The sequence below is a fragment of the Polaribacter sp. HL-MS24 genome, from assembly GCF_032758595.1.
In the GTDB taxonomy this organism is placed as follows: domain Bacteria; phylum Bacteroidota; class Bacteroidia; order Flavobacteriales; family Flavobacteriaceae; genus Polaribacter.
In genome coordinates this window covers 137,177-161,765 of the sequence record NZ_CP136415.1, presented here as the reverse complement: position 1 = coordinate 161,765, position 24,589 = coordinate 137,177, and the positions used below count along the sequence as shown (strand labels likewise).

At 32.5% G+C, this 24,589-nt stretch carries 22 protein-coding genes and 1 pseudogene; 18 read left to right on the top strand and 5 right to left on the bottom strand.

What is annotated here, in order from left to right; all coding sequences use genetic code 11:
- The first annotated feature begins 48 nt into the window (after positions 1 to 48).
- From RRF69_RS00815 to RRF69_RS00740, 16 genes are all read left to right on the top strand, one after another.
- Positions 49 to 348, top strand: coding sequence for a DUF805 domain-containing protein (locus RRF69_RS00815; RefSeq protein ID WP_316940113.1), 300 nt, complete (start codon positions 49 to 51; stop codon positions 346 to 348).
- A 397-nt stretch (positions 349 to 745) separates the two neighbouring features.
- The gene (locus RRF69_RS00810; RefSeq protein WP_316940112.1) at positions 746 to 1,102 is read left to right on the top strand and encodes a hypothetical protein; all 357 of its coding nucleotides are present in this window, start codon (positions 746 to 748) and stop codon (positions 1,100 to 1,102) included.
- Between the two features lie 501 nt (positions 1,103 to 1,603).
- Positions 1,604 to 2,605 carry an alpha/beta hydrolase gene (locus RRF69_RS00805; protein WP_316940111.1) on the top strand — a complete coding sequence of 334 codons (1,002 nt, stop codon included), beginning with the start codon at positions 1,604 to 1,606 and terminating at the stop codon, positions 2,603 to 2,605.
- 1,034 nt (positions 2,606 to 3,639) lie between these two features.
- A complete protein-coding gene (locus tag RRF69_RS00800; protein WP_316940110.1) occupies positions 3,640 to 4,269 on the top strand; it encodes a hypothetical protein in 630 nt (209 codons plus the stop codon).
- Positions 4,270 to 4,820: 551 nt separating this feature from the next.
- A complete protein-coding gene (locus tag RRF69_RS00795; RefSeq protein WP_316940109.1) occupies positions 4,821 to 5,237 on the top strand; it encodes a hypothetical protein in 417 nt (138 codons plus the stop codon).
- A 208-nt stretch (positions 5,238 to 5,445) separates the two neighbouring features.
- Complete coding sequence (locus tag RRF69_RS00790) at positions 5,446 to 5,724, top strand: hypothetical protein (RefSeq protein WP_316940108.1); 279 nt, start codon at positions 5,446 to 5,448, stop codon at positions 5,722 to 5,724.
- 873 nt (positions 5,725 to 6,597) lie between these two features.
- Positions 6,598 to 7,647 (top strand): alpha-L-fucosidase, encoded by a 1,050-nt coding sequence (locus tag RRF69_RS00785; RefSeq protein ID WP_316940107.1) that lies wholly within the window; start codon positions 6,598 to 6,600, stop codon positions 7,645 to 7,647.
- A gap of 14 nt (positions 7,648 to 7,661) precedes the next feature.
- Complete coding sequence (locus RRF69_RS00780; RefSeq protein WP_316940106.1) at positions 7,662 to 8,600, top strand: alpha-L-fucosidase C-terminal domain-containing protein; 939 nt, start codon at positions 7,662 to 7,664, stop codon at positions 8,598 to 8,600.
- 301 nt (positions 8,601 to 8,901) lie between these two features.
- Positions 8,902 to 10,707 carry an alpha-L-fucosidase gene (locus RRF69_RS00775; protein WP_316940105.1) on the top strand — a complete coding sequence of 602 codons (1,806 nt, stop codon included), beginning with the start codon at positions 8,902 to 8,904 and terminating at the stop codon, positions 10,705 to 10,707.
- Positions 10,708 to 10,873: 166 nt separating this feature from the next.
- Positions 10,874 to 11,440 (top strand): REP-associated tyrosine transposase, encoded by a 567-nt coding sequence (locus RRF69_RS00770; protein ID WP_316940099.1) that lies wholly within the window; start codon positions 10,874 to 10,876, stop codon positions 11,438 to 11,440.
- Between the two features lie 117 nt (positions 11,441 to 11,557).
- Entirely contained in the window at positions 11,558 to 12,115 is a 558-nt protein-coding gene (locus RRF69_RS00765; RefSeq protein WP_316940104.1) for a hypothetical protein, read from the top strand.
- A 202-nt stretch (positions 12,116 to 12,317) separates the two neighbouring features.
- Entirely contained in the window at positions 12,318 to 12,734 is a 417-nt protein-coding gene (locus RRF69_RS00760) for a hypothetical protein (protein WP_316940102.1), read from the top strand.
- 805 nt (positions 12,735 to 13,539) lie between these two features.
- Complete coding sequence (locus RRF69_RS00755; protein ID WP_316940101.1) at positions 13,540 to 14,982, top strand: EVE domain-containing protein; 1,443 nt, start codon at positions 13,540 to 13,542, stop codon at positions 14,980 to 14,982.
- Between the two features lie 159 nt (positions 14,983 to 15,141).
- Positions 15,142 to 15,648, top strand: a complete 507-nt coding sequence (locus RRF69_RS00750) for a hypothetical protein (RefSeq protein ID WP_316940100.1) — start codon at positions 15,142 to 15,144, stop codon at positions 15,646 to 15,648.
- 359 nt (positions 15,649 to 16,007) lie between these two features.
- Positions 16,008 to 16,574 (top strand): REP-associated tyrosine transposase, encoded by a 567-nt coding sequence (locus tag RRF69_RS00745; protein WP_316940099.1) that lies wholly within the window; start codon positions 16,008 to 16,010, stop codon positions 16,572 to 16,574.
- Positions 16,571 to 16,924 (top strand): hypothetical protein, encoded by a 354-nt coding sequence (locus tag RRF69_RS00740; protein ID WP_316940098.1) that lies wholly within the window; start codon positions 16,571 to 16,573, stop codon positions 16,922 to 16,924. Before RRF69_RS00745 ends, RRF69_RS00740 begins: the two co-directional genes overlap by 4 nt.
- Positions 16,925 to 17,282: 358 nt before the next feature.
- On the opposite strand, the gene RRF69_RS00735 is transcribed toward RRF69_RS00740, so the two are convergent.
- The 4 genes from RRF69_RS00735 to msrB all read right to left on the bottom strand — a co-directional run bounded on the left by RRF69_RS00735 (position 17,283) and on the right by msrB (position 21,360).
- Positions 17,283 to 17,933 carry a TIGR02206 family membrane protein gene (locus RRF69_RS00735; protein ID WP_316940097.1) on the bottom strand — a complete coding sequence of 217 codons (651 nt, stop codon included), beginning with the start codon at positions 17,931 to 17,933 and terminating at the stop codon, positions 17,283 to 17,285.
- Between the two features lie 110 nt (positions 17,934 to 18,043).
- Positions 18,044 to 18,922 carry a bifunctional 5,10-methylenetetrahydrofolate dehydrogenase/5,10-methenyltetrahydrofolate cyclohydrolase gene (locus tag RRF69_RS00730; RefSeq protein ID WP_316940096.1) on the bottom strand — a complete coding sequence of 293 codons (879 nt, stop codon included), beginning with the start codon at positions 18,920 to 18,922 and terminating at the stop codon, positions 18,044 to 18,046.
- An 89-nt stretch (positions 18,923 to 19,011) separates the two neighbouring features.
- On the bottom strand, positions 19,012 to 20,340 hold the full coding sequence (gene ffh / locus RRF69_RS00725) for a signal recognition particle protein (RefSeq protein WP_316941150.1): 1,329 nt from the start codon (positions 20,338 to 20,340) through the stop codon (positions 19,012 to 19,014).
- Positions 20,341 to 20,883: 543 nt separating this feature from the next.
- Positions 20,884 to 21,360, bottom strand: a complete 477-nt coding sequence (gene msrB / locus RRF69_RS00720; RefSeq protein WP_316940095.1) for a peptide-methionine (R)-S-oxide reductase MsrB — start codon at positions 21,358 to 21,360, stop codon at positions 20,884 to 20,886.
- Between the two features lie 191 nt (positions 21,361 to 21,551).
- Between msrB and RRF69_RS00715 the strand changes: the two genes are divergently transcribed.
- Entirely contained in the window at positions 21,552 to 22,376 is an 825-nt protein-coding gene (locus RRF69_RS00715; protein WP_316940094.1) for a M48 family metallopeptidase, read from the top strand.
- A 71-nt stretch (positions 22,377 to 22,447) separates the two neighbouring features.
- Positions 22,448 to 23,743 (top strand): MFS transporter, encoded by a 1,296-nt coding sequence (locus RRF69_RS00710; RefSeq protein ID WP_316940093.1) that lies wholly within the window; start codon positions 22,448 to 22,450, stop codon positions 23,741 to 23,743.
- On the opposite strand, the pseudogene RRF69_RS00705 reads toward RRF69_RS00710, so the two are convergent.
- Positions 23,740 to 24,503: pseudogene (locus RRF69_RS00705) on the bottom strand (CDP-alcohol phosphatidyltransferase family protein). The gene RRF69_RS00710 and the pseudogene RRF69_RS00705 overlap by 4 nt on opposite strands.
- Positions 24,504 to 24,589: the final 86 nt, after the last annotated feature.

Below are 24,589 nucleotides of genomic sequence, written 5' to 3'. Positions count from 1 at the left end.
CGCTTATGAAAAATGTATAAAAGTAGATGATAAATTAAAACAACAAATATGAAATATTATTTACTAGCTTTTAAAAGAGCATTTGATTTTAAAGGAAAATCTTCACAAAAAGAATTTTGGGTTTTCTTTTTACTAGACTGTTTAATATACATATTAATTGGATTTTTTGAAGGAGCCACTTCCTATATAGATTTATCAAATAATATAATGATTATATATTCAATATTAACATTTATACCTTTTATTTCTCTTGGATTTAGGAGATTGAATGATGCTGGGTATAATAAATTATTATTTTTAATTCCTATTGCCAACTTATTTTTTGCAAGTATGGAAACTAAAGATTAGTAGATGCTCACAACCACCTATATTAAAAAATAACAGTTAAGTGCATGCTTCAAAGTTCATGCCTTTCTACTATTTTTGTTTTTAAACTTAAAATTAGAGCATTTTTATTTTGCTGCTTTTATGAACTAACATGTTGTAATCCATTTAAGAAAATCAACAACACAGAATAATAACGAGATTGTTTTTTTTTTTTTTTTTTATGATATAAAAAAAACAGAAATGAATGAATAAAGAAACTCTAAATAAAAAATAAACTCTGCTTGGAAGAAAAAAATAAAAGAGTTAAAACTTTGAATTGCCTATAAACGGAATTTTTTTCAATAAGGAGGCAAAATTGCAAGTGTTTAATACTCTTAAAATTAAAATTGAATGCGTGAAATATTAAACATAAAAATAAATGAAAAATTTAAAACAAATTTTAGTAATTGCTTTCATCTTTTCAGCTTCTTTTCTTGTGATAAGTTGTACTAATGATGAAAATCAAATATCTCAACAAGATAAACTATCTTTAATTCTTGAAAAAGTTGATGATAAAAATATCATTGAAATTAGTTTGAGTAGTGATAATGAATATTCTTTTATAAAAAAAGATGCTTTTATTAGTGGTTTTCTGGCAAAAGCAGCTGCGCCTGGAGACATTGTTTGCCAAGGAAAAGGTTACAGTTTTGCAAAGTGTGTCGGAAAGGCACTTGATTCTGGTTTAACTTTAAAAGTTTACAAAAAAGGAGGAGAATATTACGCTGAAGAAATGTAACTACCTATAACACCAGTAACCAGCTGCACAAGCCCCGAAAAAAAGTAAAAAACCTTCCTTTTTAAGCCGTTGTGCGGGGTGCCCTATTAAAAAATGAGTATGCTGTAGTGTTTTTTGGAAGGGGATCCACGCTTTTTTGTCCACTTGTACCATAATAAGCTCTAGTCAAGCCATACAAATATTCTAAATCTAAAACGCTTCCTAACTGTCGGTAAAAATTGTCTTTTGGTACCCGTTCGCTCAAACTAAAACAAGCAAACAGCTTTTCTTGATAGGTCTTTTTTCCTTGCATCCTTAAATCTAAAGAAAATATTTTTATTATCAATCTATATTTGCTTATATTTGGATAAATACTTGTGCAACAGGCACAATCTGTATAGTTAATGACTACAAAGAGCTAGCTTTAAGGTTAGCTCTTTTTATAAAAATAATTGTTTTCTGAAAAGTTATTACTTTTTACACGCCACTAACCATACAGCAACCGTTAGCATACATTTGAAAATGAAACAGAAATTCCTATATACTTTATTAATTCTAACAAATAGTCTGACATTGTTCGGACAACGATATAGTGAAATAAAGAACTATGAACACTATTCAATTTTTATAGAAAATGATACTATAAACTACCATACTTACGCACAAAAAAGCATTGATTCAATAAATGCCATTTTTTTATATGTTCAAGGCTCAAGCGCAAAGTCACTATATCAAATCAAAAAAGAAAAAGGCAGTATTTCAATTGGAACTACCGTGCCATTTGAATTTTCCACAATTCCAGACAACTATTTATTTGTTGTAATATCCCGAAAAGGATTTCCATTTTCTACTGAAATGGACAAGCCCTTTCCAATTCCAAAATCATACTTTGAAAATCAAACACTTGAATATCGAGCAAACCAAGCTGATTTAGTTATTAATGATTTATATAAAAAGTATAATAAACAGATTGACAAAACTATTGTGTTGGGTCATTCAGAAGGTAGTGATGTTGTTGCTAAATTGGGAACTCTAAACAAAAAAGTAACACATTTTGGGTATTGGTCGGGAGGAGGAAACACCCAATTTATCGACTTTGTTACATTCATTAGAAAAGATGTTGATAAAGGAAAAATTACAGAGGAGCAAGCTGAAATGAAAATTGACTCATTATTTAACGACCTAAAAGATATTATGTCCAATCCAAATGCGACAGACAAATTTTGGCAAGGAAATGATAATAGTTATAAAAGATGGAGTCATTTTTCAGAACCACCAATAGAAAATTTATTACAAATTGACAAGCCATTATTTGTAGCAATAGGAACAAAAGACCAAGCTGTAACCGTAGAATCGGCTTATCTAATACCTATTGAATTTATTAGACATAAAAAAGATAATTTAACCTTTAAATCTTATCCTGATTTAGACCACGGATTTGAAAAGGAATTAGAAAACGGAGAATTCAAGGATTATTGGAATGATGTATTTGAAGATTTCTTGAATTGGGTAAATGAAAATTAGAAAAACGTATGCTAACACGGGTAACCGTTGCACAAGCCCCGAAAAAAAGTAAAAAACCTTCCTTTTTAAGCCGTTGTGCGGGGTGCCCTATTAAAAAATGAGTATGCTGTAGTGTTTTTTTGGATGGATCTTTGCTTTTTTACCCGCAGCTTTCGAAATAGGCTTTGGTCATAGTCTAAGCTTCCTCTAATTAGGATTTTTTTTGGGGAAGCATAGATTGGTATGAAATATAGCTATAATTTAGAGATGAAGTGTTTGTGTTAGTTAAATAGTAAACAGCTACCAACAATGGTAGCTGTTTTACAAGCTTTCAAAAAAAGTAGAAAACTACTTTTTTTAGTTGACAGGAAGGTTGAAAAAAAATCCTTCGAAATAGATATAGTTAATGCCTGCCCTAGCAGGGAAGGAAGATTGAATTTCTTCTCAAGTGACTTCATGCTAAAAACTCCTTGCACTATGGGATTCTTTTTACCAACCCGAACCTCTAATCCCTTAATTTTTACCTTATTTTTCTAGTGAAACAGCTTCATTGTACAATTGCATGTTTATTTTATTTTGTATTTTTAAAAAAATAATTTTAACTTGCATTGATAATTGGGGTAACTGTACAGATATATATGCATGTAAGTGATCGGGATTTGCGTATGATAGGGAGCTCAATTGACACATTAATTAGAGCTCAAGACCCTGATAAACAGAAATTTAAAAATAAAAAAATTAACCATCAAACATAATGGAAATATCGGTACCAGTAACGATATACAGTAGTTATGCTACATTAAATAAATATAACGGTCGAAAACGGACTGACCATCCAAAATCTGAAATGTGAAAGTTGAAACCGAAATAAAAGAAAAAGTAAACCGAGTTTTTTGAAAATCGAGAGAGTAGAAATGGAAATTTTATTAACTTAGAAAAGTTGAAAAAGTAAAAGGCTTTTCCTCTAAAATTAAAAATCATGAAAAATGGATTAAACAAATTTGCAAAAGGAATTTTTGCAATCTTAACAATTAAACTATTATTTTTTCGGAATAATGTTTATAAATCAATCTTGTCAAACAGAAGATGATATATTCGAAAACCAAGAACAAAAAATTGCTTTACAAAAATTTGAAAGTCTTTTTTTAGAAATTCAACCTAAAATAGAGAATACTTTTGATAAACAAAATCTAATTTTGAGTAAAAAAAGTACAAAATCAAATGTTTTAGATAAACAAACGGTAAAAAAATCGAAAGAAATTTTAACACCTTTAGTGAAAGGTAGTAAAGAATTATTAAAATCATATGGTATTAATGAAAGTGACTTTTTGGAAGAGTTTGCAGATTCAAATGACCCTAGAATAGCGTTCGTAGGCTTAATGATACTTTCGGCAAATAAGAAAAAAGAAAAAGACAATTTGGTCTCAATTAATTATGCTAGTTTTTTTGTAGCTTCTGCTTACGCAACAAATATGGATATGGAACCAGATTGGTACGATTGTATGCTTCGTTCAGTAGGTATTGATGCAGTAGTAGAATTGTTAAAAGGAAAAGTAACTAAAGCAATAGCAAAAAAAGCAATTAGAAAAATTGCTTCTAGAACTTTAGGATGGATTGGTGCAGCAATAGCTGTGTATGAATTTGGAGATTGTATGGATTGGTATAATTTTAGAGATGATGAATAAGTACATATTAACAATTCCAAGAACAATAATGCTAGGTATTTTTATTATTGGTGGTTTAATTTCTTTTTCCAAAAATGGGTATAATTCAATGAATTCTGTTGAAATTATTTCTAGTATAATTCTTTTTTTAATTCTAGTCTTTTTAGTAGCAATAAAAGTAAGGGAATATCTTATAAAGAAGGAAACATTAAATTGAAATAACGTGGCATAACACCGGTAACCCTTGCACAAGCCCGAAAAAAAGTAAAAAACCTTCCTTTTTAAGCCGTTGATCGGGATGCACCAGCTGCGCAAAGTCTCCCGACTTCGCGCAACTAAAAAATCATAAAATGAAATGCAAATTTTGAAGTATCAAAATGAATTTGAACAAAAAATTAATGAATGAGAATTATATAAGCTCAAAGTCGGGAGACTTTGCGCAGCAGGTGAATTGAAGAAGTTGAACAAATAATTGAAAATGAAAAGGTGGCATAGAACAATGTGTATGATGTTCATGCCTCCCATTTGGTCAGCACGCCACATACACTAAACGTTGGCAAACATTACAAAAAATGAAAAAAGGAACACTAATTTTATTAATTTTAATATCATTTAAAAGCTATTCTCAATCTTTTAATGAAAGAGAAATAAAACACATTAATTATTTTGGAATTCAAACGAGTTCATATGATTTGAATGATAATAAAATCCAAACTGATTTTTCTAATATCCTGAGACTGAATAAAAAAAAGAAATTAAATAAAACATTTGGAATAATTCTAGGTTCAGTTTCAATATTAACTTCAAGTTTAGGAATCATAGCTCTATCTGCTAAGAAGGAAGATGGAATGGGAAAAGCTATTGTGGATACGCTTGGAGGTTTTTCATTGGGAATTGGTGTGATTTCTGGAGGGTTTTCTTTAAAACTATTTAACTCTTCAAAAAAAAGAAAAAAAGAAAGAGACAAATTGATTGAATTTTATCAATAAATGAATAAAAACGATTTGCCAACAACGTGTAAAAAACATAGGGCGTTTTAGGCTAAATCTAAAGGTTTGGGTTTCCCAGCTGTGCAAAGTCTCCCGACTTCGCGCAACTAAAGAATTATATAAGTTCAAAGTCAGGAAATCGAAGATTCGACGAAGTCAAACTTTGCGCAGCAGGTTTAGAATGGTAAAATCTTAAAATCAAAATATCATGAAAAATATGTATTTAATCTTATCAATTTTCTTCATTATTTCAAGTTGTAGTGATGAACAAACCGAACAACAAGAAAACACTATATATGGAACTTGGCATTTAATAAATCGTTTTGATGGTGGTTCTCCTACTCCAAATCAAAACTTTGAAAATGGAGAGATTATTACTTTTTCAAGTGAAAATTTATACTCAAATAATTTATATCAATGCGATGGTACTTATAGTATTAATAACTCAATTATTGAAATCTCAATACCGTTATTACATCTGATTTAATAAAATATTCTTTCAGTATTGAAAATAATGAATTAAAGCTAACTTTATCCCCTTCAACTTGTGATGAAGGATGTTATGACAAGTACAAAAGAATATTATCTGAATAAATAAACTGTTTACAACAATGGCAACCGTTGCACAAGCCCCGAAAAAAAGTAAAAAACCTTCCTTTTTAAGCCGTTGTGCGGGGTGCCCTATTAAAAAATGAGTATGCTGTAGTGTTTTTTTGGATGGATTTTTGCTTTTTTACCCGCTGCTTTCGAAAGAGGCTTTGGTCATAGTCTAAGCTTCCTCTAATTAGGATTTTTTTTGGGAAGCATAGATTGGTATGAAATATAGCTATAATTTAGAGATGAAGTGTTTGTGTTAGTTAAATAGTAAACAGCTACCAACAATGGTAGCTGTTTTACAAGCTTTCAAAAAAAGTAGAAAACTACTCTTTTTAGTTGATATGAAGGTTGAAAAAAAATCCTTCGAAATAGATATAGTTAAAGCCTGCACTAGCAGAGAAGAAAGATTGAATTTCTCCCCCAATGACTTCATGCTAAAAACTCCTTGCACTATGGGATTCTTTTTACCGACCCGAACCTCTAATCCCTTAATTTTTACCTTATTTTTCTAGTGAAACAGCTTCATTGTACAATTGTATGTTTATTTTAATTTGTATTTTTTATAAAATAATTTTAACTTGCATTGGTGATTGGGGTATCTGTACAGATATATACGCATGTAAGTGATCTGGATTTGCTTATGATAGAGAGCTCAATTGACACATTAATTAGAGCTCAAGACCCTGATAAACAGAAATTAAAAATAAAAAATTTAACCATCAAACATAATGGAAATATCGGTACCAGTAACGATATACAGTAGTTGGCGGTAATTAAGGTGCAAAAATCACATAATTTAAAAACATATAAAGGTAATATTATGAAACAGTTTCTTTTTTTCTCAGTTTTATTGTTTACACTAGTAAGTTGTAATTTTAATCAAAAAGACAACATTTCCAAGCATTTTGAACCAACAGTAAAATCACTAAAAGACAATTATGAGTACCCAGAATGGCTTATGGATGCGAAATTTGGAATTTTTACATGTTGGGGACCTGTAACACATGCAATCCAGTATGGGGATAGACAAATGGGATGGTACGCAGGAAGAATGTATGACGAAGAAACAATCGAACACGCTTATCATCTAAAGCATTTTGGAAACCATAATGAGTTTGGGTATAAAGATATAATAAAGGAATTTAAAGGTGAAAAGTTTAATGCTGAAGAATGGGCTGAAATAATTGAAAATTCAGGTGCGAAATTCGCTGGTCCATTAGCTGTTCATCATGATAATTTTTTAATGTGGAAAAGTAATATTTCACCTTGGAACTCGTATGACATAGGTCCAAAAATTGACATTAGTGGTCAAATGGTTAAGGCTTTACGTAAAAGAGGCATTAAATTTATTGGTACTTTTCATCATGGTTTCACGCATAGGTTTTACGAACATGCTTTTAAATACGATGGGAATGAAGCTCCTGAATTATATGGTATACCTCATAATCCAATGTCAAATCAAACTAACAACACACTTGCATGGAGAAAAATACCAGGCGTGATGCAAGAATCGTTTTTAGCTAAGGTGAACGAGTTTGTGAAAAATTACGAGCCTGATATGATTTATTTTGATTTTGGATTAGGATGGAATGATGAAAATATTAAATTACAAATGTATGCCGACTTTTATAATGCTGCAATAGCTTATGGTCAAACTCAGCCAACAGTAAGCCAAAAACAAAGGGAAGGAGAGCAATTAAATTTTTCAACCCTGGATCTTGAAAGGGGGCGCATGGACTTTTTAACCAGTTTCCCATGGGTATGCGACGATTCACCTGACTGCCTTAGTTCTACCATCCGGGTATTAAGCTGAATCCGGCAAACACTATGATTGATAGATTTGTTGATATTGTATCTAAAAATGGCATATTACTTCTAAATCTTGCACCCAAAGCTGATGGAAGCATCCCTATTGAATTCAAAAATATAATGAAAGAATATGGACGTTGGCTAAAAGTTAATGGTGAAGGCATTTACAATACACGCCCATGGCTTACGTATGGAGAAGGTAATGTACGTGGTGTAAATGATTATTATGGTGCACATAATTCGCAGAATAGAAAAGAGAGCCAATATTCTTCAAAAGATATCCGGTTTACTTCAAGCAAAGATGGGAAGAACTTATATGCATTTATACTCGATTGGCCAGAAAACAAAAAAGTAAACATTAAATCAATATATGCCAAGAATCCAAAAAATAACTTAAAAGTAGAGCTTTTAGGAGATGATAAAATTGATTTTATTATTGAAGAAAACCAAACTATTACGTTGGATTTATCAAAAATTGATACATCTAAACATGAGGTCGGTTATGCATGGTGTTTTAAAATAAGTGGAGGGGATATTAAATGGCATCCACTTGGTCATCATTATTTATCTTCAACCATTTGGTTTAAGGATGAAAAAAACGATATGATAGATTTTTATGATGGAGAAATAAGTTTACCAAAAAATGTAGAATATGGTCATCGTACTTATGAAGTGGTAGGAGTATTAGATAAAATAAGCGAAGATATTGAATTAGAAGTAATGATTTATAGTGAAGATGATAAACGAATTGGAGGACCTTATTTTATAAAAAATATTTCTAAATCAACAATAAAAAATAAACCTGTTACTTTGGGTAAAGTACCTATAAAAGATGCTGGAAATTATTTTTTACAAATTACGATACTTAAGGGTAATAAAACCAATTTTAATTTCTCAGAATTATACATGGCTGTGTCACGGGATCAAACAATCTTAAAAACTGGTGATAGTTTCTAGAATATAATTATTTACAGGATTGTGAACGATTAATTAGATTGCAAAAATAAATGTTAGATGGATATTCTATAAGTTATAGAGTGATATAAAAGAATATTCCGAAACTAAAAATGAGAAGGAACTGATTCAATTAATAACTACCGCCAACAATAAATATAGGTCATTTGGCGGATAGTGCTAAATTTGATAGTGAGTATATTTAATAAAACATATAGCGGTTTAATAGGTAAGTGTTTCGAAATACCAAACGCACCATATTCTAAACGTTGTGTGTAACCAAAACAATAACATTTTGATAATTATGAATAAATCACTTAATAAAATTTGTATACTAATCGTTCTTTTCGCATTTCTTTTTTCCCTGCCCTCAAAAGCGCAATGGTCAATTCATGCTGATGATACAACAAAACATGAACGGTGGTATTTTCTTCAAAAATTCACCACTGAAGAATGGGATGCCAGTAATTTTGCTTCAGAGCAAGAAATAGAATGGTTCAACGATGCGCGCTACGGGATGTTTATCCACTTTGGACTTTCCACTTACATCGGAAAAGACTTAAGCTGGGGGATGTGCTATACGAGAAAAGCACCGGATATAGGAAATGGACCTATCGCTGATTCATTATGGACAAAATATCCGCAGCAATTCAATTTTGAGAATTTTGATGCAAAAAAGTGGGTTGAGATTGCTCAAAAAGCTGGTATGAAATATATAGTTACCATTGCCAAACATCACGATGGGTTTCACATGTGGGATACACAATATTCTAATTTTAAAGTGACCAAGACACCTTTTGGCCGAAATTACCTGAAAGAAATTGCTGATGCCTGTCACGAAGCAGATATGAAATTCGGCATTTATTATTCACAGCGCGACTGGTATCACTCTGATTATGCTCCTGTTGATACATCTCTAATTGATGTGATGCCTTCTCCTCCCTATTTCAAAGCAAAAGCCGGAGTTGAAAAGATTTCTGCTGGACCCAGTCATGACAAATATATTGATTATCAATTTAAAGCCGTACGAGAGCTGTGCACCAAATATGGGAAGGTTGACATTTTCTGGTTCGATGCCTGTTGGTGGGGAGGTATGTTCACTGCCGATATGTGGAAATCGGAGCAGTTAACACGGATGATAAGGGAACTTCAGCCAGGTATCATAATAAATAACAGAGCAAGTATACCCGGTGATTTTGACACACCAGAACAAAAGATCGGAATGCATCAGTTGCGCCCTTGGGAAAGTTGTATGACATTGTGTGATTCATGGTCGTGGTCTGATACTCCTGTAAAGTCAACAAAAACAATAGTAAAAATAATTACTGCAACCGCCACTGGTAATGGAAATACTCTGATGAGCTGGGGGCCGAAATGGGATGGTGAATTTGATCCCAAACAAGTATCACAACTTGAAGAAGTTGGCAGTTGGATGAAAAAATATGGATACACGATATACAATACTCAAGGAGGGCCATGGTATCCTGAGAACTGGGGAGGAAGCACTTATCAAGGCAATAAAGTATACGTACATATTACAGGTCAAACAGAAAACAAGCTGTTGTTACCTGCACTGTCAAATAAAATTTTGAATGCAGAATGTTTAAGCGGAGGAGAAATTGAATTTAAACAAACATCACGAGGAATTATTTTGGATTTGAGAAAAGTAAAATATGAATCACTATCTGTGATTATTGAACTCACTTTTCAAGATGAAATTTCAGGAATGGCATTTTCGAAAAAAACCTTATCAAAATTTTCAGATCCGATTTACGGAGGGATTATCAAGTCATACGAAAATCCAAACTTAATCAAAGGAGACTTAACAATCGATTTAGGTAAAGCTAAATTAGTAACCGGCATAGATATTCGAGATATTATTTCTGAAACTAAGGGAACATTTACAGTTGCAATTTCCGAAAATGGTTCGTCGTGGAAGGTTGTAGGAGAAAGCAAAGATTCCAATAATCCATGGGAAATAACTGTCGATAAATTTAATGCTGGTATTGACTTGCCCGGCGTGAACATCAGATTCATTAAAGTATCGCTAATTGCAGAAGATAATGCTTCTTTTCGTCTAAATCATATTTCTGTTTACGGGAAAGAATAGGAGCTGGATGTTAGAATAATTTAAGATTTGAATGAATAAATACTTTGTAATTAAACGAGACAAAAGGTGGCAACACCCCCGCTGCCGCACGAATCCTTTCGTGTGGTAAAGTGGCAAAAGTGCAAAAATGTTAAGGTAAAAGAGAAGAATGAAAAAAGAATAAAAAATGAGTAGAAACTATAAATTTCATAATCCAGAAGGTTTATATTTTGTAAGTTTTGCAGTGGTAGATTGGTTAGATGTATTTACAAGAACTCAATACAAAGACATCTTGATAGAGAGTTTAGCATTTTGTCAAACCAAGAAAGGAATGGAAATTATAGCATGGTGTATTATGACAAATCATGTGCATTTGATATTTAGAAGTATAAAGGGAGAAAAACCAGAACAATTATTAGGCGATTTTAAAAGATTTACGAGTAATAAAATTGTAAAAGCAATACAAGAAAATTTGCAAGAAAGCAGAAGAGAGTTTTTGTTGGAGCAGTTTAAAAAAGCAGCAAAAAAGTCTTCTAATGTTGAGCATCATCAGTTTTGGAGACACGATAATAAACCAATAGAATTATGGAGTAATGAAGTAATAAAAGAAAAGATAAATTATATACATCAAAATCCTGTCGAATCAGGATTGGTATACAAAGCAGAAGAATATGTGTATAGTAGTGCAAAAGATTATGCAGGAGAGCAAGGCTTATTGGAAGATATAGTAGTCTTTAATCTGTTTAAAGTATGATGGATAATAAACAAAAACCACACGAAAGGATTCGTGCGGCAGCGGGGATATACACTAGTTGTAAGCAATTTGAAGCAACTATTTCGGAGTTTTAGCATCTTTTAAAAAACTGTAATTATGAAAAAAATAATTCTTCTAATATCATTCATAGGGATTTTATCATCGTGCTCGAAAAATGATTCTGAAACCGATACACGAGAGTTTGTAGCTGGAGAAGTATCTGTTGGAATTAAAAGTGGAACTGACATAAATGATTTGTTTGACTTTATTAATTTATTTGACCGTCAAGTTGATAATGTAAACTCATTAACTTTTACGTCAAATTTGGAATCAGACAATTTGCAATACGTTTTAGATATTCTTAATGACAAAAATTATACAAATGATGGAGTGAATTGGTTTGTAACAGGATATTTACATTCTCAAACAAATGAGATAACGATTTTCCCTCGGCTTTTTGGAATAGAAAATATTGACTATCAAACTGACTGGCTTAATTCAATGAACGAATTAGAGTTGAACGAAAAGCACAATTCAGAATTGAATAGCGGAATTATTCGATTTTATGTTCCTATTGGTCAAGAAATAGAATGGAGAAACCAATTTACAAGTTATGATATTGTAGATTGGGCTGAACTAAATTATATTGCGGATATTGAACCACATACTAATTAAAAAACTGCTTACAACAATGGTTACCGTTGCACAAGCCCCGCTGCGCAAAGTCTCCCGACTTCGCGGAACTAAAAAAAGCATAAAATGAAATGTAAATTTTGAAGTGTTAAAATAAATTTTATACTTAAAAATAATGAGAATTATATAAGCTCAAAGTCGGGAAATCGAAGATTCGACGAAGTCAAACTTTGCGTAGCTGGTTTTGAATGGTAAAATCTTAAAATCAAAATATCATGAAAAATATGTATTTAATCTTATCAATTTTCTTCATTATTTCAAGTTTAGTGATGAACAAACCGAACAACAAGAAAACACTATATATGGAACTTGGCAATTAATAAATCGTTTTGATGGTGGTTCTCCTATTCCAAATCAAAACTTTGAAAATGGAGAGATTATTACTTTTTCAAGTGAAAATTTATACTCAAATAATTCATATCAATGTGATGGTACTTATAGTATTAATAACTCAATTATTGAAATCTCAATACCGTGTATTACATCTGATTTAATAAAATATTCTTTCAGCATTGAAAATAATGAATTAAAGCTAACTTTATCCCCTTCAACTTGTGATGAAGGATGTTATGACAAGTACAAAAGAATATTATCTGAATAAATAAACTGTTTACAACAATGGCAACCCTTGCACAAGCCCGAAAAAAAGTAAAAAACCTTCCTTTTTAAGCCGTTGTGCGGGGTGCCCTATTAAAAAATGAGTATGCTGTAGTGTTTTTTTGGATGGATTTTTGCTTTTTTACCCGCTGCTTTCGAAATAGGCTTTGGTCATAGTCTAAGCTTCCTCTAATTAGGATTTTTTTTTGGGAAGCATAGATTGGTATGAAATATAGCTATAATTTAGAGATGAAGTGTTTGTGTTAGTTAAATAGTAAACAGCTACCAACAATGGTAGCTGTTTTACAAGCTTTCAAAAAAAGTAGAAAACTACTTTTTTTAGTTGACAGGAAGGTTGAAAAAAAATCCTTCGAAATAGATACAGTCAAAGCTTGCCCGAGCAGGGAAGGAAGATTGAATTTCTTCCCCAATGACTTCATGCTAAAAACTCCTTGCGCTATGGGATTCTTTTTATCAACCCGAACCTCTAATCCTTAATTTTTACCTCATTTTTCTAGTAAAACAGCTTCATTGTACAATTGTATGTTTATTTTATTTTGTATTTTTTATAAAATAATTTTAACTTGCATTGGTAATTGGGGTAACTGTACAGATATATACACGTGTTAGTAAACGGCATTTGCGTATGATAGAGAGCTCAACTGACACATTAATTAGAGCTCAAAACCTTGATAAACAGAAATTTTAAATAAATAATTTAACCATCAACCATAATGGAAATATCGGTACTATTACCGATATACACTAGTTACCGCCAAGTTTAAGAAACGAACTGCAAGCAATGAAACATGATTGAGATTGAACAAATAATATCTGATTTACTGCCTGATAAAAACCGACGAAGAAACTACCTTGAGATTCTTTGCGAAATTATCAGATATGCGGATTCGTTTGGTTCTGAAAAATGGGGATTGAGTGTAAAAAGAGACGGAATACGATTAAAGATTGGAAGTTTAATAACAACAACGATTCACGAAGATTCAATTTGGATTGCTTTAGATAAGGAACTATTAAAAGACAATACTACCGATATTAATGAAATGTTAGAATCTGATTGGGATTCTGGAGATTGGGCAGAATATTCGGCTGTAAAAACACGAAATTATTTTTATCGGGACATTTCAAAAGCAAAATGGGAAAAGATTAAACATCTCCATTTTGGTACAATTGAAAAAGCATCAAAAAAATATGTACAGTTAAGGACAGATAGTCAAAAAGACACTTCGTTTGAAATGCTCAATTATTTGAGGGAAAATACTTCGCCATCCTTGCCTTTTCCTGAATATAAAGAAACTGAAATTTCTGGCGATTCCTCATTTAATAGTACTGGATATTGGATTTTCTTTTGTAATCCAAAATATTGGCAAATTGACGAATTTCTTGAAACTGAAGAAATAAACTCTACGTGGAGGATAACTGATTGGCAAAGTGAACATTTTCAAAAAGGACAATTAGCTGTTATTCGAGTAGGTAATGATTCAAGAACAAAAGACGAGTTAGCAGGAAAAGACAGATTAAAGGCTGGAATATACGGGATTGTTGAAATTGTGAGTTCAGCACAACCAATGCCTGATTCTGACGGACAATTTTGGATAAACCCCGAAAAATATGGAGAAGAACGTTTAAGAGTTAAAATTCGGTATGTAAAGAAACTCTTGGATAATCCGATACTTTTAAGCGATTTGAAAAATCTAACGGACTTTCAAAATGAAAAACCATTGCTAAATGGTCGTCAAGCTTCCTCGTGGTCAATTGAGAAAGATACATTTGATAAAATAATTGAAATTGCAAACAGTAATATTGAAATTGTAAGTGAAGCAACAAATTCAGAACTTAATGACTTTGTAGATTTACAAAAGCTTGAAGCAAAGTATTTTAATGCAACACCAAGAGTAAAAGAAATTGTAAGTCGAAGAATTGAGCGAGGAGATATTTCAAAAGCAGTTAAAAAAGCAAATAACTACGAATGTCAGATTTGTAAAGCTTTAGGACTTAATCCTCATGGATTCAAAAAACGAAACGGAGAATTTTATGTTGAGACTCATCATATAATTCCTGTATCAGAGTTGGAACAAGGTTCTCTTGGAACTTTGAATTTACTGACTGTTTGTGCAAACCATCATAGACAGTTGCATTACGGAGACGTAAAACTGATTGAAAACAATGACAAATATTTCGAGTTTACGATTGTTAATCAAAAGATTCGGATTGATAAAATGAAAAATGAATAAAAATAAGGCGGTAACACTGTATATACAAAATGGGCGGAATCGTAGTAAATTCAAAGGTTGTAGTCCGCTTCAAAATCGTAACGGTTTGATAAGTTTGAAGCCCGCAATCGCCCACTTTGCATATACTTGTCCGTTGGCAATAATATTAAGACAAACATTATGAGAATAAAAAGCAGCATTTGGATTTTACTAATTATCGGATTAATAAGTTGTAAACAAAAATCGACAGAAAAAGAAATCGAAATCATAAAAGAGCCTAAAATTGTAAGTGGAAATAATGAAATGGCTTACAACGAAATAAAAAAATTGAATTTAGACAGTACTTATACAAATCTACTTGACCCAAGAAACGTAAGTGAATCTGAATATAAAATTATTGCGAAATCTTGGTCTGAATTTCATAAAAAAGTTTCTCAATTTATTAAAGAAGAAAACTTTAAATGGGAAGTTTCTGACTCAACGATTACTATTTTTAACAGAATCTATTTCGACAAAAATGGAACTATAGATTATTATACATTTAGAATTAAAAACCCTTCAGTTTCTGACGAAAAACAAGCAGAATATGAAAAGTTACTTCAAAAGCTTAGTAAAGAAGTAAAACTTGATTTAAAACGTTCGGAACAATATGCTCAATGTGGAAAAACAAAATATCTGAATTATTAAAAATACTATTGCCAACACCGGTAACCGTTGCACAAGCCCCGAAAAAAAGTAAAAAACCTTCCTTTTTAAGCCGATGTGCGGGATGCCATACTAAAAAATGAGTGTGCTGTTTTGTTTTTTGGAGGGGGGTATATAGGACCCAATGCCCTTTGTGAAGGCTGTAATTTCAAAAAACACAAAACCAAGGGCTTTTGCCTTAGATTTTGCCAGTTTTTGAGTGAATTTCAGGTACTTTTTCAGATTATAAGCCATTGCTGCCAAGTGCATGACCCCGCTGCCGCACGAATCCTTTCGTGTGGTAAAGTGGCAAAAGTGCAAAAATGTTAAGGTAAAAGAGAAGAATGAAAAAAGAATAAAAAATGAGTAGAAACTATAAATTTCATAATCCAGAAGGTTTATATTTTGTAAGTTTTGCAGTGGTAGATTGGTTAGATGTATTTACAAGAACTCAATACAAAGACATCTTGATAGAGAGTTTAGCATTTTGTCAAACCAAGAAAGGAATGGAAATTATAGCATGGTGTATTATGACAAATCATGTGCATTTGATATTTAGAAGTATAAAGGGAGAAAAACCAGAACAATTATTAGGCGATTTTAAAAGATTTACGAGTAATAAAATTGTAAAAGCAATACAAGAAAATTTGCAAGAAAGCAGAAGAGAGTTTTTGTTGGAGCAGTTTAAAAAAGCAGCAAAAAAGTCTTCTAATGTTGAGCATCATCAGTTTTGGAGACACGATAATAAACCAATAGAATTATGGAGTAATGAAGTAATAAAAGAAAAGATAAATTATATACATCAAAATCCTGTCGAATCAGGATTGGTATACAAAGCAGAAGAATATGTGTATAGTAGTGCAAAAGATTATGCAGGAGAGCAAGGCTTATTGGAAGATATAGTAGTCTTTAATCTGTTTAAAGTATGATGGATAATAAACAAAAACCACACGAAAGGATTCGTGCGGCAGCGGGGATACTTTCGGCAAATAAGAAAAAAGAAAAAGACAATTTGGTCTCAATTAATTATGCTAGTTTTTTTGTAGCTTCTGCTTACGCAACAAATATGGATATGGAACCAGATTGGTACGATTGTATGCTTCGTTCAGTAGGTATTGATGCAGTAGTAGAATTGTTAAAAGGAAAAGTAACTAAAGCAATAGCAAAAAAAGCAATTAGAAAAATTGCTTCTAGAACTTTAGGATGGATTGGTGCAGCAATAGCTGTGTATGAATTTGGAGATTGTATGGATTGGTATAATTTTAGAGATGATGAATAAATACATATTAACAATTCCAAGAACAATAATGCTAGGTATTTTTATTATTGGTGGTTTAATTTCTTTTTCCAAAAATGGGTATAATTCAATGAATTCTATTGAAATTATTTCTAGTATAATTCTTTTTTTAATTCTAGTCTTTTTAGTAGCAATAAAAGTAAGGGAATATCTTATAAAGAAGGAAACATTAAATTGAAATAACGTGGCATAACACCGGTAACCCTTGTACAAGCCCGAAAAAAAGTAAAAAACCTTCCTTTTTAAGCAGATCTGCGGGATGCTCTATTGAAAAATGAGTGTGCTGTAGTGTTTTTTTGGAGGGGAAGCTTACATGTGTTTTTGTTGTGATTTTGCTCCCTCAAGAAGCGTTTGACCTTTTTTTGGTCAAATAAAAGGGAAGATACAGCAATAAAAAGTACGGAATTACCAATGCTTCTACTACAAAAACGTATTGAGGCCACTCGCCAAAAAGATCCAAAGCGGTTGCTGCATTTGGTTTCCTGTTGGTGAAAAAATAATTGGAACCTAAAAAGAAATTCAGCACAAACATCAAAATCATATAGACTTGCATTCCTAAAAATGATTTCCCCACACTTTTGATAGTGGGATTCATTTTATAAATAACGGTTGCAAAAAACATAAAAATCACCAATCCGGCATGAACAAACCAGTATCTAAAAAACGGAAAGTTTAAATAATTGTAATCATCGGGTGTAATAATTGATTGTAAGGTGCCCCCTAAAATAAGGAACAAGAAAATTTCATACAATACATATTTTCTAGTGATGGAAAGTATCGGGATAATTAAGGCTAAAAAACTACATAAGTGCAGAGGTAAATCTTCTTGATAGTTAAAGTCTTTTTGATATATTTTTAACAATGTCCCAAAAATCACCGTAAGGCTAATTGAGAATGTAATGATATTTCCAATCCGTATTTGGTTGGCTTCCTTTTGTTTTTTGGTCCATAGGATGAGGACAGCCCCTAAGACAATGCATAAGAGAATCATCCACAGATGCTGTGAAGTAAATGGCGTAAAGTTGCTGTTTTCTTTTAAAAAAAAATCACTCAAGATTCAGATATATTGTTTGTCACAATATAGGAAAAATGATTTGATTGTTAATTATGAGCTCTTTCGCAAGCCAGTAAAGTGTTTTTTAATAACATAGCAATAGTCATAGGACCTACACCACTAGGAACTGGAGTGATAAAATCTGATTTTTTAGAAACTTCGTCAAAAGCGACATCCCCTAATAATCGATATCCACTTTTTTTGGAAGTATCGGCCACTCGTGTAATTCCAACATCAATCACCGTTACATGATCTTTGACCATATCAGCCTTTAAAAATTCAGGAATTCCAATTGCAGCAACAATAATGTCTGCTTGAAGCGTAATTTCTTTTAAGTTTTTAGTTCTACTATGACACATGGTCACGGTAGCGTTACCAACTTTTCTTTTTTGAGCCAGTAAAATACTCATTGGGCTACCAACAATATGGCTCCTACCTAAAACGACTACATGTTTTCCAGAAGTTTCAACTTCGTACCTTTCTAATAATTCTAAAATTCCATATGGAGTGGCAGAAATAAAAGTAGGTAAATTCAAAGCCATTTTACCAACATTTGTAGGATGAAACCCATCTACATCTTTGTTTGGGTCTACTGCCATTAATATTTTTTGTTCGTCAATATGACTCGGTAAGGGCAATTGAACAATAAAGCCATCAATGTCGTTATCAATATTTAAAATGCCAATTTCATTTAACAATTCTTCTTCGGTAGTGTCTTCATTCAAACGGATCAGGGTAGATTTAAAACCAACACGTTCACAAGCTTTTACCTTAGCGTTAACGTAGGTGATGCTTGCGCCGTTGTTTCCAACAATAATAGCAGCCAAGTGAGGTGTTTTTTTACCATTGTCTTTGAGAGCGCTCACTTCCAATGCGATTTCCTCTTTAATGTCTGCTGCTGTTTTTTTTCCGTCTAATAAAATCATTCTGTATCGTTTTCAATTGTAGTTATGAACTACCAATTACTATTTATGTTCTTTTTGAAATGAACTTTTTTAAAAAGTTGAAAGTACAATTATTTCATGCCTTTCATCATCTGCATCATTTTCTTTCCACCACCACTTTGCATCATTTTCATCATTTTGCTCATTTGATCAAATTGTTTCATTAACTGATTTACAGCCTGAATTGTGGTTCCAGAACCTTTTGCGATTCTTGTCTTTCTACTCACATTGATGGTTGAAGGAACACTTCTTTCCAAAGGTGTCATCGAGTGGATAATTGCTTCAATTCCTTTAAAAGCATCATCATCGATATCTACATCCTTCATTGCTTTACCAGCACCGGGAATCATGCCTATCAAATCTTTCATACTCCCCATTTTTTTGATTTGCTGAATTTGACTTAAAAAGTCATCGAAACCAAATTGATTTTTAGCAATTTTTTTCTGAATTTTTCTCGCTTCTTCCTCATCATATTGTTCTTGGGCTCTTTCTACTAAAGAGACTACATCTCCCATTCCAAGAATACGATCTGCCATTCTTTCTGGATAGAAAATATCAATGGCGTCCATTTTTTCTCCAGTCCCAATAAATTTGATAGGTTTATTGACAACCGTTTTAATCGTTAATGCTGCACCACCACGAGTATCACCATCTAATTTTGTTAGAATAACTCCGTCAAAATTTAAGATATCATTAAAGGCTTTGGCTGTATTTACAGCATCCTGACCCGTCATTGCATCAACAACAAATAAAGTTTCTTGTGGACTAATGGCGCTGTGAATGTTGGAAATCTCAGTCATCATTTCATCATCAACAGCCAAACGTCCGGCGGTATCAATGATCACCACATTTTTTCCATTCGCTTTTGCATGTTTGATGGCGTTTTGAGAAATTTCTATCGGATTGTTGTTGCCAACTTCAGCATATACTTCAACACCAATTTGTTCTCCAACTACTTGTAACTGATTGATTGCCGCAGGTCTATATACGTCACAACCTACTAAGAGTACCTCTTTTGATTTTTTTGTTTTTAAGTAATTTGCTAATTTTCCAGAAAAGGTGGTTTTTCCAGAGCCTTGTAAACCAGACATTAAAATCACCGTTGGTGATCCTCCCATATGAAGTCCTACAGTTTCACCTCCCATTAAATCAATCAACTCGTCTTTGACAAGTTTGACCATTAACTGTCCTGGGTTTAATGTGGTTAGGACATCTTGACCAAGGGCTTTTGTTTGTACGTTTTTGGTAAATTCTTTGGCGATTTTAAAGTTTACATCGGCATCTAAAAGAGCTCTTCGAACTTCTTTCAAGGTTTCTGCAACGTTTACTTCTGTAATCTTACCATGCCCTTTAAGGGTGTGTAAGGCTTTATCTAGCTTATCGCTTAAATTATTAAACATAATGGGTCTTCTTTTTTTGGAACCACAAATATAAGAATTCGTGTTTAGTTGTTTGTAATTTAAAAGCAGTTTTTTGGCACTCATTTCTTTACAAAAATACTGATCAAAAAATTAAGGAGATGTACCAAAATTGAGACTAAAAAGACAGTGAATGATAGAAGTAGTACAGTATTGAAATCTACGAATGAAAACAACGGATGGTCTGTAAGGTCCACATTTTTATAGGTAAAATATACGGCAATTAGATAAGGAATGATTGCGATAATTTGCAGAAAAATATGGAGGGCTGAGAGTGTTTTTTGGGGAGGTCTTTCGATCCAATACAATACCGAATAATCCAATCCTATTAATAAAAAAAGGTAAGAAGAAAAGAGGCTAATACTCCTAATGGAGAGCATGAAATACAAGTCGAATAAATGAACACTAATGGAACGATCTCCACTTAAAATAGCAATTAATAGAAATATCGGTATGCATCCAAAAAAGAACCTCTGGGGTTTTCTAATTAGTTTTTTCACGAGTTTTTTTCAAAAATAAGATTTATTATTCTTTTGGTATAAATTCCAATGCAGCTCCATTGATACAATGTCTTTTTCCTGTAGTTTTTTGGGGACCATCGTCAAAAGAATGTCCTAGATGTCCACCACATGTTGCACATTTTAATTCTGTCCTTGCATAGCCAATTTTATAGTCTACATCGAAACGTACATTTTCTTCAATCGCTCTGTCAAAAGAGGGCCACCCAGATCCTGAATCAAATTTATGTTCGGATGCATACAAAGGTGTTTTGCATGCAGCACACAGATAGACTCCTTGTTTGTAGACTTTATTTAACGGACTCGTAAAAGCTCTTTCTGTGCCTGATTGACGCAATACATAATACTGCATTTCGGTCAGTTCTTTTTTCCATTCTGAATTTGTTTTTTGAATTGGATAGGTTTTGTGAGTTTCTTTTTTTTGAGCAGTTGTTGTGCAGCTCATTAATGAGATAAGGAATACTAGGATGATGCTGTTCTTCATGATACTTTTTTAAAAGGTTTGCGATCAAATGGATTGCGTTTTACAATCTGTCGTTTGTGCTGTTTACAAATTACAAAAACAATGATATCAGTCAAATTGATTCAACCAATATAAGATTTTAACATGAATAATTATTAGCGAATCTAGAGAATATGTATTTTTATAAAAATTAATCTTTGAAAAATAATAAAATGAATAAAAATCTTTTTTTACTTCTTACCCTCTTTCTCTTTAGCGAGTGCTCTACTGTACCAATTACAGGAAGAAGTCGGGTAAATTTAGTTAGTGATGCTCAGGTTTTGCCCGCTAGTTTTTCGCAATACCAAGGTTTTTTAAAAGAAAACAAAGTGTCAAATAACACTGTGATGACCAAACAAATTAAAGATGTTGGTCAAAAAGTATCAATGGCTGTAGATCGTTTTATGCGTGCAAACAATATGATTGCCGAAGCGAATTCGTATCAATGGGAATTTAATTTAGTTGAAGATAAAACGGTCAATGCATGGTGTTTGCTAGGAGGAAAGGTGGTCTTTTATACGGGTATTTTACCCTTTTGTGAAAATGAAAATGGGATTGCAGCTGTTATGGGGCATGAGGTAGCACATGCTTTTGCAAAACATGGTCAAGAAAGAATGACGTCTACTTACGGTCAACAAATAGGAGCGGTTTTAGTAGCCTTAGCAAGTTCAAAAGATGATCCAAAAAAACAAGCAATATGGAATTCTGCTTATGGTATCAGTTCACAAGTAGGGATGTTATCTTTTAGTAGAACACACGAAACAGAAGCTGATAAATTAGGCTTGGTGTTTATGTTGATGGCGGGATATCAAGGTGCTGAAGCTGCAGAGGTTTGGGTGCGAATGAGCAAACAAGAAGGCGCTAACGCAACTCCAGAATTTTTAAGTACACACCCTTCAAATGAAACAAGAATTCAAACGTTGAAAAATTATTTACCCACTGCAAAAGTCTTGGCTGAGAAGTACAACGCACAAGCGAAAGGATTCTCAAATAAATAAGAAAAATACTTTCACTATATTGTATGCCGTTCAAGATAGTTTGAACGGCATTTTATTTTAAAGCAAAGGATATGTTACAAATAGGAGATAAGAAATTAATCAACGGATGGGCTTTTTACGATTGGGCAAATTCAGTCTATTCGTTAGTCATCAGCACTGCGGTTTTTCCCCTGTATTATTCAGGAATAACGAGCGATAAAGTAGTTTCTTTTTTAGGGATTGATTGGGAGCATCCAGATGCCTTATACAGTTATACCTTGTCTTTTTCATTTTTGGTGGTGGCATTTATGTCACCCATTTTGTCTGCAATCGCCGATTATACTGGAAATAAAAAGCAATTTTTAAAAATATTCTGTACCATAGGTGCTGTTTCTGTAATGAGTCTCTACTTTTTTGAAAGTATAGACACTATTTGGATCGGTATTGTATTTACTTTCTTTGCGAGTATTGGTTTTTGGTCTAGTGTGGTGTTTTACAACTCTTATTTGCCCGAAGTAGCATTTCCTGAAGATCAAGATCGAGTTAGTGCCAAAGGATTTGTTTATGGTTATACAGGCTCTGTTATCTTATTGGTAATCAATTTAATCATGATTTTGTATCATGACATGTTTGGAATCACTGAGGCCTATGCTTCAAGAATATCTTTTGTCATGGTAGGGCTTTGGTGGATTGGTTTTGCTCAAATCACCTTTAAGGTTTTGCCCAACAACACCTTTCAAAAAAAACCAGAGAAAGATTATATTTGGAAAGGTTTCAAAGAGTTAAAAATTGTTTGGACTGAAATTAAAACCTTACCTACTTTAAAGGGGTTTTTAATTGCTTTTTTTCTGCTAAGCATCGGTGTACAAACCATTATTTTATTAGCTACTATTTTTGGTTCCTCAGAATTAGGATTGGGAGCGATAAGTTTGATTGTTACTGTTGTCTTAATTCAAGTGATAGCTATTTTGGGAGCCACTATTTTTTCTAGAATTTCAAATAAATATGGAAATTTTACCGCTTTAAAAATTACCATTTCCATATGGATTCTCGTTTGTTTTTGTGCCTTCTTACTTCATAAAGAACTCCCAAATGTAGATTTGTATTTCTATGGATTAGGAGGTTTATTGGGATTGGTTTTAGGGGCTATTCAGTCTTTAACTAGATCCACCTATTCAAAATTGTTGCCAAAAACGGAAGATCATGCAACTTTCTTTAGTTTTTATGATGTGACAGAAAAAATCGCGATTGTCTTGGGAACTTTTGTCTATGGGTTTTTGTACTCTTTAACGGGTTCTATGCAATGGAGTGTGCTGTCTTTGGCACTCTTTTTTGTCGCTTCTTTTATTGTATTGAGTCGCTTGAAAAAAACAAAGTATGTGTATTAATAGAAGATTTTTCGAATTCCTATAAACACAAAGACCAACACTGAATATCCTATAAAAAACGGAATGATCAATGCTTTGAGTCCCATGACCAACATTAAACTGATAAGAAGTAACTGAAAGCCCAGTCCAAAAGTAGAAATTGAGGTCATTAACCAATTTGGAAATGGTTCTCCTTTGGATGCATTTTTGTCTAAGGCATAAATAATTTTGTCAAAAACTCCATAAAGGAGCTTATACAAAAAGAATAAAATGGTTACATTTTTTTGTTTTTCTCCAGGAGTGCACTTGGTGTTTTATCTTCAAAGATACGACTGGTTGTATCTCCCTCAAATCGGTTTCTCAATATCACATAGTAATAATTGTATAAGGTTCCTTGCAATTGAATCCCGAAAAATGCGAGTAAAGTCATAAAGATACTGACTTCAGTTTCCATCCAAAGTGTCATAAAAATAATAAAGTTGAGAATGATGTCTGAAACCGAGTCCAAAAAACGACCAGTATAAGAGGGTGTTTTTTTAATACGAGCCAATTCTCCATCGGCAGCATCTAGAATGGATTTGAAAATTAGGAAAAAAGCAGCCAGCCAGAAATATTCTTTAGTAATACAGTAGATCCCTATCAAACCCGAAATGACAAAAGCGATGGTTACATCGACGGGTGTAAATTTGGTGTTTTTTAATGAATTTGCAATCACTCTAGCGATTGGCCTCCCATAATCGGAGAGGTCTATGAATTGGTGCTTTTTGGGTAGTTTAGACATTAAAATGCTTTAGTATTGAGCATGTTTAAGAGTTAAAAACTAGCTTAAAATAGCACATATTTTTACAATTACAAAAATAACCTTTT